Raw genomic sequence first — 16,323 nt, 5'->3', positions numbered from 1 at the left:
CTGCTGGGTATGTCACTTTTCGGCACTATTCGTCACCATCGGTGAGCCGCCCCCAGCCGGCGCCGCCGATCCGAGCAGAGCCGGAGGCCCCGTCGGTGTCGAGCAGCGGGTACGGCGGCGGGGGAGCGCGACGTGCGGGCGCCGGGGGAGGCGCCGCCGCCCGCGCCCGGCTGCGCCGCGGCGCGAACCGGACGGCCGGCGGCCTGTCCGGCCGGCGCCGGGGCGAGGGCATGCCCGAAGGCGCGTCGTCCGCCCAGCCGGTGCAGCCCGCCCCGTCGCTGACGGTGCCCGACGCGGCGCCGCCGACCGGCCTGCGCAGCCGCCCCGGCCGGCCGTTCCCGGGCGGCCCGCGCGCCGTCCCGGCGGTCCTCGGCGGCGGGAGCGGCGCGCGCGTGGGCGGCAGCCTCTTCGACGTGGTCAGGGTGGCCATCGCGATCCTGGACACCGCCGGCCGCGTGGTGCTCTGGAGCCCGGCCGCCGAGGACCTCCTCGGCTGGCCGAACGAGCTGCTGGTCGGCCGCCGGATCGACGAGCTGGTCCCCGACGAGGACCAGGTGGCCCGGATCCGGACCGCGATCCAGGACACCCTGCGGCACGGCCACTGGTCCGGTCCGGCCGAGCTGCGCGACCGCGAGGGCGGCCCGGTGCTGGTGGACGCCCGGATCTCGCTCCTGGTGGACGGCGACGGCACCCCGTTCCTCCAGGTCAACCTGGCCGAGGCGGCGGCCGTCCGGGCGGTGGAGCGGGACCTCGCGGTGCGCGACGCGCTGTTCGAGCAGTCCCCGCTGGGCATCGCGATCATGGACACCGAACTGCGCTACACCGCCGTCAACCGGACCCTCGCCGAGATGAACGGCGTCGCGTCGGAGGACCACGTCGGCCGCACCACCGGCGAGACCCTGCCCGAGCGGGCCGCCGACGAGATCACCGCGATCCAGCGCCAGGTGCTGGCCACCGGCGAGCCGGTCATCGACGTCACCCTCGCCTCGCCGATGACCGCCCGCTCCGGCTACCGCTCGGTCTCCTACAGCCGGATGACCGACCGCGCCGGGCGGGTCCTCGGCATCTCCGGCACCGTGATGGACGTCACCGAGCGTTACCGCGCGGTGGCCAAGGTCGAGCACGCCCGCCGCCGCCTCTCGCTGCTCAACGAGTTCGGCTCCCGGGTCGGTGACCTGCTGGACGCCTCACGGATCGCGCAGGAGCTGGCCGGCGCGGTGGTGCCCCGGCTGACCGACCACGCCGCCGTCGTCCTGCTGCAGGCCGTCGCGCACGGTGACGACCTGCCCCGGCACGGCCACGACCGCCGCACCTCGCTGCTCCAGCTCGGCACCGCCTCCGTCCAGGACGGCCCGGAGGTGGAGGTGATGCTGCGGCGCGGCGCCCGGATCACCTTCGCCGAGGACTCCGCCTGCGGCCGGGTGCTGCGCACCGGCGTGCCCGAGCTGCTCTCCGGCGCCGACCGGCTGAGCGACGTCACCTACGCCGGCGACCCGAAGATGCAGGCGGCCCACGACCTGGGCGTGCACTCGATGCTGGTGGTGCCGCTGCGGGCCCGGGGCATCGTGATCGGTCTGCTGCTGGTCAGCCGGGCGGGCTACCGCGAGGGCTTCGACCGGGACGACCTGGCGTTCACCGTCGAGCTGGCGGACCGGGCCGGCTCCTCGCTGGACAACGCCCGGCTGTACGCCCGCGAACGCACCGCCGCCCTCACCCTCCAGCGCACCCTGCTGCCGCAGCAGGTGCCGCAGCCCACCGGCGTCGAGGTCGCCTACCGGTACGTGCCGGGCAGCAGCGGCACCGAGGTCGGCGGCGACTGGTTCGACGTCATCCCGCTGCCCGGCGACCGGACCGCGCTGGTGGTCGGCGACGTGATGGGCCACGGCCTGCGGGCCGCCGCGACGATGGGCCGGCTGCGCACCGCGGTCCGCGTGCTGGCCGCCCTGGACCTGCCGCCGGACGTGCTGCTGCGGCACGTCCACGAACTGGCCGACGACCTCGCCCAGGGCCCGGACGAGGCGCTGCTCGCCACCTGCGTGTACGCGGTGTTCGACCCGGCCACCGCGACCCTGACCGCCGCCAAGGCCGGCCACATCCCGCCGGTGCTGGTGGTGCCGGGGGAGGAGGCGGACGGACCGACCCGCAACGGCGGCCCGCTGCCCGGCGGCGCCGGCCGGATCCTGGAGCTGCCCTCCGGCGCCCCGCTCGGGGTCGGCGGCGTCCCGTTCGAGTCCGTCGAGCTGAAGATCCCCGAGGGCAGCCTGCTGGCGCTGTGCACCGACGGCCTGGTGGAGTCCCGGGACAAGGACCTGGACGTCGGCCTCGACCGGCTGCTCACGGTGCTCCAGCAGCCCTACGCCTCGATCCAGGCGGCCTGCGAGGCGGTGCTGGACACCATGGAGCAGGGCCGCGAGCCGGACGACGTGGCGCTGCTGCTGGCCCGGCTCGGCCACGGGCAGGCCGGCACCCCGACGGCGGGCTGGACGCTGCCCGCCGAGCCGACCGCCGTCTCCCGGGCCCGCAGGCTGGTCCGCGCGACCCTGGCCGAGTGGCGCGTCGAGGAGCTGACCGACACCGCGGAGCTGCTGGTCAGCGAGCTGGTCACGAACGCCGTCCGGTACGCGAGCGCGCCGATCGGGGTGCGGCTGACGCTCGGCGAGACGCTGCTGGTGGAGATCTCCGACCCGCTGCCGGACCCGCCGCGCGAGCGGCACGCGGCCGAGGCGGACGAGGGCGGCCGCGGGCTGGAGCTGGTGGCCCTGCTGGCCCTGCACTGGGGGGCCAGGGCGGAGGGCATGGGCAAGGTGGTCTGGTTCGAGCAGGCGCTGCCGGGCACTCCCGAGGCGGAGGTGGCCGGCGGCTGAGCGGTGGCCGGACGGCGGCGGGACGGTGACCGGGCGGTGGCGGGGCGGTGGCCGCAGGGGCGGGCCGGCCGCCCGGGAGAACGCCGCTGCCCAGGCCCTCGGGGGCCCCCGGGGGAGCGCGCGCTCCGGCAGGGGGCGCGAGCGTGGCATTGTGGTTGCGCGGGCGGTAGGACAAAAACCTTCGCCCGATCTGATGTTGTGATGTTGAGGGCGTGTGAACGTACCCCTCGATGATGAATACTCGGTCTTCTCGACATCCGGACGGTCGCGGGTTTGGAGGGGTCGGTCCGTGAACAGCACCCCGGCGCGCAATGCGCCGAGCAGCAGCGGTCATGCCGCTGTACCCGGGCAGGCCGGCGCTCAACACGTGCCCGGTCCTGCCCACCACCTGCCCGCACCCGCCCGCGCCCCGCGGCCGGCGGCCGAGGAGCAGCGGTGGGGTGCCGGGGATCCGGGCTCGATCTACGACTACATCCGGGTCGCCACCTTCGCGATCGGCCCGGACGGCCGGATCAGCCAGTGGAGCGACCGCGCGGCCGAGTTCTTCGGCGTGCCCGCCGCCGAGGCGGTCGGCGCCGACCCGGTGACCACCTTCGTCCCGCGGGAACTCTGGCTGCGCGGCCGCGCCCGGCTGGAGCGCACCCTGGCGGGCGAGGAGTGGGTCGGCACCACGCCGTACCGGCACGCCGACGGCGGCGAGGGCCTCGCCGAGCTCTACCTCATGCCGGACAGCGAGCTGCCCGCTGCCGGGGCCACCTGTCTCGCGGTCGACCTGGGCCGGCTCCGCCGGATCGAGACCGATCTGGCCGCTTCGGAGGCGGTTTTCGGACAGACCCCGACCGGCTTCGTCCTCTTCGACGACCGGCTCCGGCTGCAGCGCGTCAACGACGCCTTCGCCTCCGGGATGGGCCTGGCCCCCACCGACCTGGAGGGCCTCACCCCGCACGACATCTTCCCCGGCTCCGAGGCCGACCGGCTCACCGCCGCCCTGCGCAAGGTCCTCGCCAGCGGCGAGCCCGTCTTCGACCTGCGCTTCCACGCCGCCGTCCCGACCCGCGAGGGCAACCGGCTCTGGGCCGTCTCGCTCTACCGCCTCAACGGCGCGGCCGGCCAGCCGATGGGCGTCGCCGGACAGGTCTCCGACGTCACCAGCCGGCACGTGGCCGAACGCGAGGCCGACGGCGTGCGCCGCAACCTCGCCCTGCTCAACGAGGCCAGCGCCCACATCGGCTCCACCCTCGACCTGGAGACCACCGCCAAGGAACTGCTGGACGTCGTCGTCCCGCCGTTCTGCGACCTCGCCACCGTCGACCTCTACACCGCGCTGCTCTCCGGCGAGACCGTGCCCAGCACCGGCCGGCTCGGCGACACCGTGCTCACCGACGGCAGCGGCGAACTGCGCCGGGTCGCCGTCTCCAGCGTGGTCGGCGGCGCCTCCTCGGTACTCGGCTCGGTCACCGGCCTGCCCATCGCCGAGGCCGGCGGCACCCTCTGCTACCCGCGCCGCTCCCCGCACGCCCGGGCGCTGCGCACCGGCCGCAGCGTCGTCCCCGAGCCCGGCCCCGACCCGCTGCTGCGCTCCACCCTGATCGTCCCGCTGGTCGCCCGCGACCAGGTGCTCGGCCTGGTCCAGCTCTCCCGGGCGATCGGCAGCGAGCCCTTCGACGCCCGCGACGTCGCCATCGCCGAGGAACTCGTCGCCCGCGCCGCCGTCTGCATCGACAACGCCCGCCTCTACCGGCGCGAGCACGAGCGCGCGCTGATCCTGCAGCGCAGCCTGCTGCCCCCGGGCAACCCGGTCGCCAGCGGCCTGGAGATCGCCTGCCGCTACCTGCCCAGCAACAACAACACCGAGGTCGGCGGCGACTGGTTCGACGTCATCCCGCTGCCAGGCAACCGCACCGCCCTGGTCATCGGCGACGTGATGGGCCGCGGCCTGCGCGCCGCCGTCGCGATGGGCCAGCTGCGCACCGCCGTGCGCACCCTGGCCATGCTCGACCTCGAACCCGGCGAGGTCCTCACCGCGCTCGACGAGATCGCCCGCGGCCTCGGCGACGACACCGCGCCGACCGGCCGGTCCAACCCGTACGGGCGGCTCACCTCCACCGCCGACGAGGAGGCCCGCGAGGTCTACCTCGCCACCTGCGTCTACGCCGTGTACGACGCGGTCACCCGGCGCTGCACCTTCGCCAACGCCGGCCACCTGCCGCCCGTCCTGCTCGGCCCCGGCGAGCCCGCCCGGATGCTGGACGTCCCGCCCGGCCTGCCGCTCGGCGTCGGCGGCGAGCCCTTCGAGGAGGTCGAGCTGACCCTCCCGGACGGCGCCGTGCTCGGCCTCTACACCGACGGCCTGGTGGAGAGCCGCAAGCACCAGCTGGACGAGGGCCTGCGGGCCTTCCGGCACGCGCTCTCCGACGGGGGCAAGGGCCTGGAGGACCTCTGCGACCACGTCCTCGGCGAGCTCAACCCGCACCACGGCGAGGACGACATCGCCCTGCTGATGGCCAAGGTGCACGCCTTCCCGGAGGACGCCGTCGGCCAGTGGTTCCTGCCGCCCGAGCCCACCTCGGTCGCCAAGGCCCGCGAGGCCGCGTGCAGCTGGCTGCTCGCCCGGGGCCTGGACGAGCTGGTCGACACCACTGAGCTGCTGGTCAGCGAGCTGGTCACCAACGCGCTGCGGCACGGCCGGGGCGAGATCCGGCTGCGGCTGCTGCGCGACCGGACCATGGTGTGCGAGGTCTGGGACGACGGCTACGCCCAGCCGAGGCAGCGGCGCGCCCACGAGACCGACGAGGGCGGGCGCGGGCTCCAGCTGGTCAGCCTGCTCGCCGAACGCTGGGGCAGCCGGCGCACGCCCAAGGGCAAGATCGTCTGGTTCGAGCTGGGGCTGTAGCCGCCCGGACGAGCTCCGCCCCGCGCCGAAGGCCCCCGCCCCGAGCCGAAGGGGCGCGCCGGTGCCGAAAGGAAGAGGCGAGGACGCCGTGACGAAGTCGCGGTGTTGGAGCGCCGACCGTCGGCGCCGGACAGGAGCGCCCCGGAGGCGAGCGGGCGACAATACCGCCGACCGGGTGCTGTCGCCCGGCGGGCCGCCGTGTCGGGGCCGCCCGGCGCGCCGGGGCGGCGTTCGATGGCCGCCATGCGCGCCCGCCTCCCCGTCGCAGCCGCCGCGCTGCTGCTCGCCCTCGGTGCCACGGCCGGCTGCCTCGGCGGCCCCGACCCGGCCCGCACCGGCCGGACGCCCGACCCCGCGCCGCCCGGCCCGGCCGTCGTCACCGGGGACGTCCGCCCCGTCGACCGGAGCGTCGTCCGCGACGGCGGCACCCTGCGCTGGGCCGTCGACGCCGTTCCGGCCACCGTGAACGTCTACCAGCCCGCCGCCACCGCGGGCTCCGCGCTGCTCGCGCACGCCCTCTACCCCGCGCTGTTCCGGCCGGACGCGCACGGCGAGTGGACCCCGGACCCGGACTACCTGGCCGCCGCCGAGTCCACCCCGCCCGGACAGCTGCCCCAGGTGGTCACCTACCGCCTCAACCCGCGCGCCGTCTGGAGCGACGGCACCCCGCTCTCCGCCGCCGACTTCATCGCCCAGCGGGCCGCGCTCTCCGGCCTCGACCCCGCCTACCCCGCCGCCCGGCCCGCCGGGTACGCGGCCGTCGACTCCATCGCCCAGGGCGCCGACCCGCACGAGGTCAAGGTCACCTTCCGCCATCCCTGCGCCGAGTGGCAGGCCCTGTTCGACCCGCTCTACCCCGCCGCCGAGACCGCCACCGCCGCCGCCTTCGGGCGCCCGCTGCCCGGCGGCACCGCCCACCCGACCGCCGGCCCGTTCCTGGTCGACGGGTACGACCCGGCGGGCGGGAAGGCCGTCCTGGTCCGCAACCCGTTCTGGTGGGGCGAGCCGGCCAAGGCGGACCGGATCGAGTTCCTCGCCGTCCCGGCCGAACGCCGGGCCGAGGAGCTGGCCCAGGGCCGGCTGGACCTCGCCCCGCTGACGGCGGCGGTCGAGCGCGCCGGGGCCGACACCGCCGAGGCGCTGCGCAGGGCCGCGGCGCCGACCGGCGTCACCCTGCACCGGTCCGCCGGGACCGGCCTCGCCCAGCTCACCCTGAACGCCGCCCGCGAACCGCTCACCGACCCGGTGCTGCGCCGCGCGCTGTCCCGGGCCGTCGACCGGCGGCACGCCGCCGAGGCCGCGCTGACGCCGTTCGGGCTGCCCGCCGCGCCGCTCGGCCACCACCTGCTGGCCGGCGACCAGCCCGGCTACCGGGACGACGCCGACGCGCTGGGCGGCGCCGATCCGGGGCGGATGCTGGACACCGCCGGCTGGAAGCGCCCCGCCGCCGGCGGCACCCGGGCCCGGGGCGGACACGAACTGGCGCTCACCCTGCTGGTCCCGGCGGGCTCCGCGACCCTCCGGCGGGCGGCCGACGCGGTGGCGGCGGACCTCGCGGCGGCCGGGGCGGCCGTCCAGGTGGTGGAGGCGCCCGCGGACACCTTCGTCGGCGACCACCTGGCCACCGGCGACTTCGACCTCGCCCTGTTCTCCTGGCCGGCCGGCCCCGGCCCGGCCGGCGAGCAGCGGCCCGTCTACGCCAAGCCCCGCCCCGGCCCGGACGGCGCCCCGACGGTCGGCCGCAACTACGCGCGGGCCGGGACGGAGGAGATCGACCGCCTCTTCGACCGCGCCGCCGCCGAACCCGACCCGCCCGCCCGCCGCGCCCTGCTCCAGGAGGCCGACGTGCGGATCTGGCAGCTGGGCCACTCGGTCCCGCTCTTCCAGCGCCCGGAGGCGGTGGCGGTCCGGGACGGCCTCGTCGGCGCCGGCGTCCGGGGCCTGGCCCGCCCCCGCCTCCAGGACCTGGGCTGGGCGGCCTAGCGGACGGGGACGGGCCGCTCCTGGCCGAGGTGGGCTCCCCGCTGTCACCGCGGCACACGCTCACCGTGGTGGCGGCGGCGTACGCCTGTCCGGCGGCGCGGCCGTGCGCCGGGGCGTGCGCGACCCCCGTTCGGCCTCGGGAGGCCGCGGTCGACCACGGCGAACCGTCCGAATACCGGGTGAAGGGTAAGCGGCCGAGCTGTGATCTTGGTCCCGCCCGCGATGCCCGTTTCGGCCGAGCTCGGCGGTTCCCCGTACCATAGGAGGAAGCCGTGGCATGTCCTGCCCGGCGGGTGGACCGGTAGTAGCAGGCGGAACGGGTGGTGGCGGCCGACAGGGGTCGCAAGTGCGCGTCACGCAGCCGGGCGCCGTAACCCACGATTCCAGGAGAATCCGCTAGGCATGCCCACGCGTAACGACATCCGTAACGTCGCCATCGTCGCCCACGTCGACCACGGCAAGACCACCCTGGTCGACGCCATGCTCAAGCAGGCCGGCGCCTTCGCCGCGCACCAGCAGCTGGACGACCGGATGATGGACTCCAACGACCTGGAGCGTGAGAAGGGCATCACCATTCTCGCGAAGAACACCGCGGTCAAGTACCACCCGAAGGATGGTGGCGCGCCGATCACCATCAACATCATCGACACCCCGGGCCACGCCGACTTCGGTGGCGAGGTCGAGCGCGGTCTGTCGATGGTGGACGCGGTCGTCCTCCTCGTGGACGCCTCCGAGGGCCCGCTGCCGCAGACCCGCTTCGTGCTCCGCAAGGCGCTCACCGCGCGGCTGCCCGTCATCCTCTGCATCAACAAGACCGACCGCCCGGACGCCCGGATCGACGAGGTCATCAACGAGACCTACGACCTCTTCCTGGACCTGGACGCGGACGAGGACCAGATCGAGTTCCCGATCGTCTACGCCTGCGCCCGTGACGGCGTCGCCTCGCTGACCAAGCCGGAGAACGGCACCGTTCCCGCCGACAGCGACAGCCTGGAGCCGTTCTTCTCCACCATCCTGGAGCACGTCCCGGCCCCGACCTTCGACGCGGACGCGCCGCTCCAGGCCCACGTCACCAACCTGGACGCCGACAACTTCCTCGGCCGCATCGCGCTGCTCCGCGTCGAGCAGGGCGAGCTGCGCAAGGGCCAGACGGTGGCCTGGATCAAGCGCGACGGCACCATCACGAACGTCCGCATCTCCGAGCTGCTGATGACCGAGGCGCTCACCCGCAAGCCGGCCGAGGTGGCGGGCCCGGGCGACATCTGCGCCGTCGCGGGCATCTCCGACATCATGATCGGCGAGACCCTGGCCGACCCGGAGAACCCGATCGCACTGCCGCTGATCACGGTGGACGAGCCGGCCATCTCGATGACCATCGGCACCAACACCTCGCCGCTGGTCGGCCGGGGCGGCAGCGGCAAGGGCGCGGACGCCAAGTCCGGCGGCCGGGTCGACCGCAAGGTCACCGCCCGCCAGGTGAAGGACCGCCTGGACCGCGAGCTGATCGGTAACGTCTCGCTGCGCGTGCTGGAGACCGAGCGCCCGGACGCCTGGGAGGTGCAGGGCCGCGGTGAGCTGGCGCTGGCCATCCTGATCGAGACCATGCGCCGCGAGGGCTTCGAGCTGACCGTCGGCAAGCCGCAGGTGGTCACCAAGCAGGTCAACGGCAAGACGCACGAGCCGGTCGAGCGCCTCACCGTGGACGTGCCCGAGGAGCACATGGGTGCCGTCACCCAGCTCATGGGCATCCGCAAGGGCCGGATGGACAACATGTCCAACCACGGCTCGGGCTGGGTCCGGATGGAGTTCGTCGTCCCGTCCCGCGGTCTGATCGGCTTCCGGACCGAGTTCCTCACCAACACCCGCGGCACCGGCATCGCCCACTCGATCCACGAGGGCCACGAGCCGTGGTTCGGCACCCTGACGACCCGCAACAACGGTTCGCTGGTCGCCGACCGGGCCGGTGTGGTCACCGCCTTCGCGATGACCAACCTGCAGGAGCGCGGCGTGCTCTTCTGCGACCCGGGCACCGAGGTGTACGAGGGCATGATCGTCGGCGAGAACTCGCGCGCCGACGACATGGACGTCAACATCACCAAGGAGAAGAAGCTCACCAACATGCGGTCGTCGAACGCCGACGTCGCCGAGTCGATCGTCCCGCCGCGCAAGCTCTCGCTGGAGCAGTCGCTGGAGTTCTGCCGCGAGGACGAGTGCATCGAGGTGACCCCGGAGACGGTTCGCATCCGTAAGGTCGTCCTGGACCAGAAGGACCGCGGCCGTACCGCGTCGCGCGCGAAGAAGGCGTGATCGCGGCGTTCTGAGCCGTTCCGGCGGTGCTTTGGCCGGAAACGTTCGCCCCCCTTTCCGATGGAGAGGGGGGCGAACCATTTCCACTACTCCACGCTGTCGACGCGCGTATAAACGGAATAGCGCTTACCACGCCAAGGTGTCCGCTGAGCGAACGTGACAGTCCGTCATTCATGACGACTGTCCGGTTGATGCCTGTCTGAGTATGTCTCATATGTCCGATTTTCGAAACTTACCGACCGTTCATGTGACCTAATTGAGATCGGCAGTGGTCACTTTCGTGTCCGTGCGTGACACATAGTGGGTGCAGTCAGGCTCGGGTCAAGGGTTAACGCGCAGGGGTGCGCGCCGAAACCACGAGCGCGGACGGCACGGCGGACCGGATCACTCGCCCGCGGTGCTCTCCTCGTTGGAAAGTCGAATTCAGGAGGCATCCCCCCATGCGTGGTGCAACCCAGACCAAGTGGATCGTCGCGGCGACCGCGATCGCCCTCGCGGCGACCGCCTGCAGCACCAGCTCGAAGAGCGACGACAAGGCCGCCTCCGGCGGCGGCTCGATCGCCGTTCAGCTCGGTGAGCCGCAGCACGGCCTGGTCCCGCAGAACACCGCGGAGTCCGAGGGTGCCGAGGTCCTGAACGCGCTGTTCGCCGGCCTGGTCGAGTACGACAACAAGACCAACGAGCCGAAGCTGCGCGTCGCCGAGTCGATCGAGTCGCCGGACAGCAAGGTCTGGACGATCAAGCTCAAGGACGGCTACACCTTCCACAACGGCGAGAAGGTCACCGCGCAGTCCTTCGTCGACGCCTGGAACTGGGGCGCCAACCAGGACAACGCGGCCGAGGGCCTGCCGTTCTTCGCCAAGATCGAGGGCTCCGCCGACCTCTCGCCGGGCAAGGACAAGAAGCCGACCACCGACAAGCTCAAGGGCCTGCAGGTCGTCGACGACAAGACCTTCACCGTCACCCTGACGGACCCGTTCTCCCAGTTCAAGACCATGCTGGGCTACAACGCGTTCTACCCGCTGCCGAAGGCCTTCTTCCAGGACCCGAAGTCCTTCGAGGACGCCCCCATCGGCAACGGCCCGTTCCAGATGGACGGCAAGTGGGAGCACAACAAGCAGATCAAGGTCAAGCGCTTCGACAGCTTCCCGGCCGCTGACGGCAAGGCGAAGCTGCAGGGCGTCACCTTCAAGATCTACGACAACCTGGACACCGCGTACAACGACCTGCGCGCCGACAACATCCAGGCCACCGACAAGCTCCCGATCTCGGCCATGGGCACCGTCAAGGGCGAGTTCGGCGACCGCTACATCTACAAGCCGGAGTCGGGCGTCGGTTACATCGGCTTCCCGATCTCGACCAACCCGGCCGCCTACGGCAAGCCGGAGATCCGCAAGGCGATCTCGATGGCGATCGACCGGGAGGCGATCACCAAGACGATCTTCTCGGGCACCCGCGTCCCGGCCGACGACTTCATCAACCCGCTGATCCCGGGTTACCGCAAGGGCGCCATGGGCGACGCGGCGAAGTACGACCCGGCCAAGGCCAAGCAGCTGTTCGACACCGCCGGCGGCGTCCCGGGCAACACCATCGAGCTGGGCTACAACGCCGACGGCGGCCACAAGGAGTGGATCGAGGCCGTCGCCAACCAGCTGAAGAAGAACCTCGGCGTCGAGGTCACCACCAAGCCGTTCGAGAAGTTCGGCAAGATCCTCGACGCGCTGGGCGCCAAGCAGTACTCCGGTGCCTTCCGCATGGCGTGGTCGATGGACTACCCGTCGATCGAGAACTACCTCCGGCCGATCTTCTCCAAGGTCGCGATCGACAACGGCTCGAACTACGGCGGTTACGTCAACGAGCAGTTCGAGTCGCTGCTGTCGCAGGCCGACCAGGCGAAGAGCCAGGACGAGGGCCTGAAGCTGTACCAGCAGGCCGACGACGTCCTGATCCAGGACCTGCCGTACATCCCGGTCTACACGTACATGTCCTCCGCCGCGTACTCGAAGAAGATCAAGAACTTCGACACCGACGCCCAGGGTCGCATGAACCTGGACGAGGTCGAGCTCGCCGGCTGATCTGAGACGCAGACGTTAGGGGGCGGGTGGAGACCGGACCACAGTCCGGCTCCCCCCGCCTCCCTTCCTTGTCCGAAAGTGTGGAGGTCTAATGGGCCGCTATGTGATCCGCCGACTGATACAGGCGATCCCTGTCCTTATCGGCGCGACGCTGCTGATCTACGCGTTGGTCCACTACCTGCCCGGTGACCCGGTGCAGGCGCTGGCCGGCGAGAAGCGAGCCGACCCGGTCGTCGCGGACATGATCCGCGAGAAGTACCACCTGAACGACCCGTTCATCGTTCAGTACTGGAACTACATCACCGGCGTCTTCCAGGGCGACCTGGGCGAGAGCCTGACCGGTCGCTCAGTGAGTGAGATGATCGGGGACGCCTTCCCGTACACCGTCAACCTGGCCCTGGTGGCGTTCGTCATCGAGGCGGTCGTGGGTGTCGCGGCCGGTGTCATGGCGGCCCTGCGCAAGGGGAAGTTCCTGGACCAGCTGGTCCTCATCAGCACGCTGCTGGTCATCTCGATCCCGGTCTTCGTCACCGGCTTCGTGCTGCAGCTCGTGCTCGGCGTCAAGCTGAAGAACGACTACGGCATCGAGATCTTCTCGGTGTCCTTCAACGAGGAGGACGGGCTCCGCGCGTACCTGCTGCCCGCCTTCGTCCTCGCTTCGATGTCGCTCGCGTACGTCGCCCGTCTGACCCGCACCAGCCTGATGGAGACCATGCGCGCGGACTACGTCCGTACCGCGGTCGCCAAGGGTCTGAAGCGGCGCCGGGTGATCGGCCGCCACGCGCTGCGCAACGCGCTGATCCCGATCGTCACCTTCCTGGGCGCCGACCTCGGCGGTCTCATGGGCGGTGCGGTCATCACCGAGCGGATCTTCAACATCCACGGCATCGGCGGTCTGCTCGCCCAGTCCGTGTACCAGAAGCAGGGCACGATCATCGTCGGCGTGGTCACACTGCTGGTCCTGATCTACCTGATCACCACCCTGCTCGTGGACCTGCTGTACGCCGTGCTCGACCCGAGGATCCGCTATGAGTGACACCATCACCAAGGGCCCCGAGGCCCCTTCCGGCGACAACAGCGAGAAGGGCGCGGCGAAGGCGCAGAAGCCCGAGCGCGTCGCGAGCCTGTGGTCGGACGCGCTGGGCGACCTGCGCCGCAACCCGGTCTTCATCATCGGCGCGGTGCTGGTGTTCTGCCTGCTGGTCATCTCCGCGGTGCCCCAGCTGTTCACCGACGGCAGCCCGTTCGAGGGCGGTGCCTGCGACCTGGCGAACTCGCTCCAGCGTCCGAGCGCCGATCACTGGTTCGGCTTCGACGTCCAGGGCTGCGACATCTACACCCGCACCGTCTGGGGCGCCCGCAACTCGGTCATCGTCGGCGTGCTGACCACCTTCACGGTCACCGTGGTGGGCTCCCTGCTCGGCCTGCTGGCCGGCTGGAAGGGCGGGATCGTCGACTCGATCCTGTCCCGCTTCACCGAGATCTTCTTCTCCATCCCGCTGCTGCTCGGCGGCATGCTGATCATGTCGATGTGGGGCAGCGGCAACGCCATCTCGGTCTCGGTCGTCATGGCCGTCCTCGGCTGGCCGCAGATCTTCCGCATCATGCGCGCCTCGGTGCTGGCCAACAAGAACAACGACTACGTGATGGCGGCCCGCGCGCTGGGCGCCGGCTCCGGCCGGATCACCTTCCGGCACATCCTGCCGAACGCCATCGCGCCGGTCATCGTCGTCGCCGCGATCTCCCTGGGCGTCTACATCGGTGCCGAGGCCGCGCTGTCCTACCTGGGCATCGGCGTCCAGCCGCCGCAGATCTCCTGGGGCCTGATGATCAGCGACGCCCAGCCCCGCTTCCTGAACGCCCCGCACGTCCTGCTCTTCCCGGCCGCCGTGCTGAGCATCACCGTGCTGGCGTTCATCATGCTCGGCGACGCGGTGCGCGACGCCCTCGACCCGAAGCTCCGCTGAGAGAAGAGGTGACGACCCGATGACCACCGTGATCGAGAAGAACCAGAAGAACGGCCGCCTGGAGGTTGGCACCCCGCTGCTGGAGGTCAAGGACCTCCACGTGGAGTTCCACACCCGGGACGGCGTCGCCAAGGCCGTGAACGGCGTCAACTACTCCGTGGCCGCCGGTGAGACCCTGGCGGTCCTCGGCGAGTCCGGCTCCGGCAAGTCGGTGACCGCCCAGACCATCATGGGCATCCTCGACATGCCGCCCGGCAAGATCAGCCAGGGCCAGATCCTCTTCCGCGGGCAGGACATGCTCGCGATGAAGGAGGAGGAGCGCCGGCAGATCCGCGGCCAGAAGATCGCGATGATCTTCCAGGACGCGCTGTCCTCGCTGAACCCCGTGATGACCGTCGGCGCCCAGCTCGGCGAGATGTTCCGGGTGCACCGCGGCGCTTCCAAGAAGGAGGCCCGGGAGAAGGCCATCGAGCTGATGGAGCGGGTGCGCATCCCCGCCGCCAAGCAGCGCGTGGGCGACTACCCGCACCAGTTCTCCGGCGGTATGCGCCAGCGCATCATGATCGCCATGGCGCTCTCCATGGAGCCCGACCTGATCATCGCCGACGAGCCCACCACCGCCCTGGACGTCACCGTCCAGGCCCAGGTGATGGACCTGCTCGCGGAGCTGCAGGACGAGTACAACATGGGCCTGATCCTGATCACCCACGACCTCGGCGTGGTCGCCGACGTCGCGGACAAGATCGCCGTGATGTACGCCGGCCGGATCGTCGAGACCGCTCCGGTGCACGAGCTCTACGCGCGCCCGGCCCACCCGTACACCAAGGGCCTGCTCCGCTCCATCCCGCGCCTGGACCAGAAGGGCCAGGAGCTGTACGCGATCAAGGGCCTGCCCCCGAACCTGCTGAAGGTCCCGGCCGGCTGCGCGTTCAACCCCCGCTGTGACGTCGCCACCGACCTGTGCCGCACGGAGATCCCGAAGCTGCACCAGGTGACCGACAAGGACGGCAAGGAGCTCACCGGCCGCCGCAGCGCGTGCCACCTCTGGAAGGAGACCCTCCATGGCTGAGCCCATCCTGGAGGTCAGGGACCTGGTCAAGCACTACCCGCTGACCCAGGGCATCCTCTTCAAGAAGCAGGTCGGCGCCGTCAAGGCCGTCGACGGCGTCTCCTTCGAGCTGGCGAAGGGCGAGACGCTCGGCATCGTCGGCGAGTCCGGCTGTGGCAAGTCGACGCTGGCCAAGGTGCTGATGCACCTGGAGACGGCCACTTCCGGCCAGGTGCTGTTCAAGGGTGAGGACATCACCAAGCTGTCCGGGGCCGGGCTGAAGGCGGTGCGGCGGAACATCCAGATGGTGTTCCAGGACCCGTACACCTCGCTGAACCCCCGGATGACGGTCGGCGACATCATCGGCGAGCCCTTCGAGATCCACCCCGAGGTGGCTCCCAAGGGCGACCGCCGCAAGGCCGTCCAGGACCTGCTGGACGTCGTCGGCCTCAACCCGGAGTACATCAACCGGTACCCGCACCAGTTCTCCGGCGGCCAGCGCCAGCGCATCGGCATCGCCCGCGGCCTGGCGCTCAAGCCGGAGGTCATCATCTGCGACGAGCCGGTCTCGGCCCTGGACGTCTCGGTGCAGGCCCAGGTGATCAACCTGCTGGAGCAGCTCCAGAACGACTTCGAGCTCTCCTACATGTTCATCGCGCACGACCTCTCCATCGTCCGGCACATCTCCGACCGCGTCGGCGTGATGTACCTCGGCAAGATGGTCGAGATCGGCACGGACGAGGAGATCTACGAGAACGCCACCCACCCGTACACCCAGGCGCTGCTCTCCGCGGTGCCGGTGCCGGACCCGGAGGCGCGCGCGAACCGCGACCGGATCATCCTGACCGGTGACATCCCCTCGCCGGCCAACCCGCCGTCCGGCTGCCGCTTCCGCACCCGCTGCTGGAAGGCGGAGGAGCGCTGCTCGACCGAGGTCCCGCTGCTGGCGGTGCCCGAGGTGCTGAGCGGCCCGGCCAAGCACCAGTCGGCGTGCCACTTCGCCGCCGTCCGGGAGACGGCCGCGGCCTGACCCGCCGCCCGTTCCCGCCCGGAGGGGCCCGCTGCCGTTCGCGCGGCGCGGGCCCCTTCGGCGTTCGCGCGCCCGGACCTGGCGGGGCGTCAACCGCCGTCCCGGCCGGTGCACCCGTCCGGGGGTACCGCACTCGCGCCGCCGGGCGGCCGCGCT

9 protein-coding genes are annotated in these 16,323 nt (G+C 71.8%); all 9 read left to right on the top strand.

Going from position 1 to position 16,323, the window contains the following annotated elements; translation table 11 throughout:
• Window positions 1–95: 95 nt before the first annotated feature.
• The 9 genes from ACFCLZ_RS16190 to ACFCLZ_RS16150 all read left to right on the top strand — a co-directional run bounded on the left by ACFCLZ_RS16190 (window position 96) and on the right by ACFCLZ_RS16150 (window position 16,167).
• Entirely contained in the window at window positions 96–2,864 is a 2,769-nt protein-coding gene (locus ACFCLZ_RS16190; RefSeq protein ID WP_380285594.1) for a SpoIIE family protein phosphatase, read from the top strand.
• 367 nt (window positions 2,865–3,231) lie between these two features.
• Entirely contained in the window at window positions 3,232–5,757 is a 2,526-nt protein-coding gene (locus ACFCLZ_RS16185) for a SpoIIE family protein phosphatase (protein ID WP_380285593.1), read from the top strand.
• Window positions 5,758–6,000: 243 nt separating this feature from the next.
• Window positions 6,001–7,740: an ABC transporter family substrate-binding protein gene (locus tag ACFCLZ_RS16180; protein WP_380285592.1), complete on the top strand. Its 1,740-nt coding sequence runs from the start codon at window positions 6,001–6,003 to the stop codon at window positions 7,738–7,740.
• A 402-nt stretch (window positions 7,741–8,142) separates the two neighbouring features.
• Window positions 8,143–10,047 carry a translational GTPase TypA gene (typA, locus tag ACFCLZ_RS16175; RefSeq protein WP_380285591.1) on the top strand — a complete coding sequence of 635 codons (1,905 nt, stop codon included), beginning with the start codon at window positions 8,143–8,145 and terminating at the stop codon, window positions 10,045–10,047.
• 440 nt (window positions 10,048–10,487) lie between these two features.
• A complete protein-coding gene (locus ACFCLZ_RS16170) occupies window positions 10,488–12,122 on the top strand; it encodes an ABC transporter substrate-binding protein (protein ID WP_380285590.1) in 1,635 nt (544 codons plus the stop codon).
• Window positions 12,123–12,213: 91 nt separating this feature from the next.
• A complete protein-coding gene (locus ACFCLZ_RS16165) occupies window positions 12,214–13,158 on the top strand; it encodes an ABC transporter permease (RefSeq protein WP_380285589.1) in 945 nt (314 codons plus the stop codon).
• The gene (locus ACFCLZ_RS16160; protein ID WP_380285588.1) at window positions 13,151–14,089 is read left to right on the top strand and encodes an ABC transporter permease; all 939 of its coding nucleotides are present in this window, start codon (window positions 13,151–13,153) and stop codon (window positions 14,087–14,089) included. The genes ACFCLZ_RS16165 and ACFCLZ_RS16160 overlap by 8 nt, the downstream gene beginning before the upstream one ends.
• 19 nt (window positions 14,090–14,108) lie before the next feature.
• Window positions 14,109–15,158: an ABC transporter ATP-binding protein gene (locus ACFCLZ_RS16155; protein ID WP_380285587.1), complete on the top strand. Its 1,050-nt coding sequence runs from the start codon at window positions 14,109–14,111 to the stop codon at window positions 15,156–15,158.
• Window positions 15,151–16,167 carry an ABC transporter ATP-binding protein gene (locus tag ACFCLZ_RS16150; RefSeq protein ID WP_380285586.1) on the top strand — a complete coding sequence of 339 codons (1,017 nt, stop codon included), beginning with the start codon at window positions 15,151–15,153 and terminating at the stop codon, window positions 16,165–16,167. Before ACFCLZ_RS16155 ends, ACFCLZ_RS16150 begins: the two co-directional genes overlap by 8 nt.
• The last annotated feature ends 156 nt before the right edge of the window (window positions 16,168–16,323 follow it).

The organism is Kitasatospora purpeofusca (assembly GCF_042691725.1).
GTDB lineage: Bacteria > Actinomycetota > Actinomycetes > Streptomycetales > Streptomycetaceae > Kitasatospora > Kitasatospora purpeofusca_B.
This window is presented reverse-complemented; position numbering and strand designations above follow the sequence as displayed.

Coding starts and splice junctions, on each gene's coding strand:
- ACFCLZ_RS16180 (WP_380285592.1), top strand. CDS start 6,001: ATGCGCGCCCGCCTCCCCGTCGCAGCCGCCGCGCTGCTGCTCGCCCTC.
- typA (WP_380285591.1), top strand. CDS start 8,143: ATGCCCACGCGTAACGACATCCGTAACGTCGCCATCGTCGCCCACGTC.
- ACFCLZ_RS16170 (WP_380285590.1), top strand. CDS start 10,488: ATGCGTGGTGCAACCCAGACCAAGTGGATCGTCGCGGCGACCGCGATC.
- ACFCLZ_RS16165 (WP_380285589.1), top strand. CDS start 12,214: ATGGGCCGCTATGTGATCCGCCGACTGATACAGGCGATCCCTGTCCTT.
- ACFCLZ_RS16160 (WP_380285588.1), top strand. CDS start 13,151: ATGAGTGACACCATCACCAAGGGCCCCGAGGCCCCTTCCGGCGACAAC.
- ACFCLZ_RS16155 (WP_380285587.1), top strand. CDS start 14,109: ATGACCACCGTGATCGAGAAGAACCAGAAGAACGGCCGCCTGGAGGTT.
- ACFCLZ_RS16150 (WP_380285586.1), top strand. CDS start 15,151: ATGGCTGAGCCCATCCTGGAGGTCAGGGACCTGGTCAAGCACTACCCG.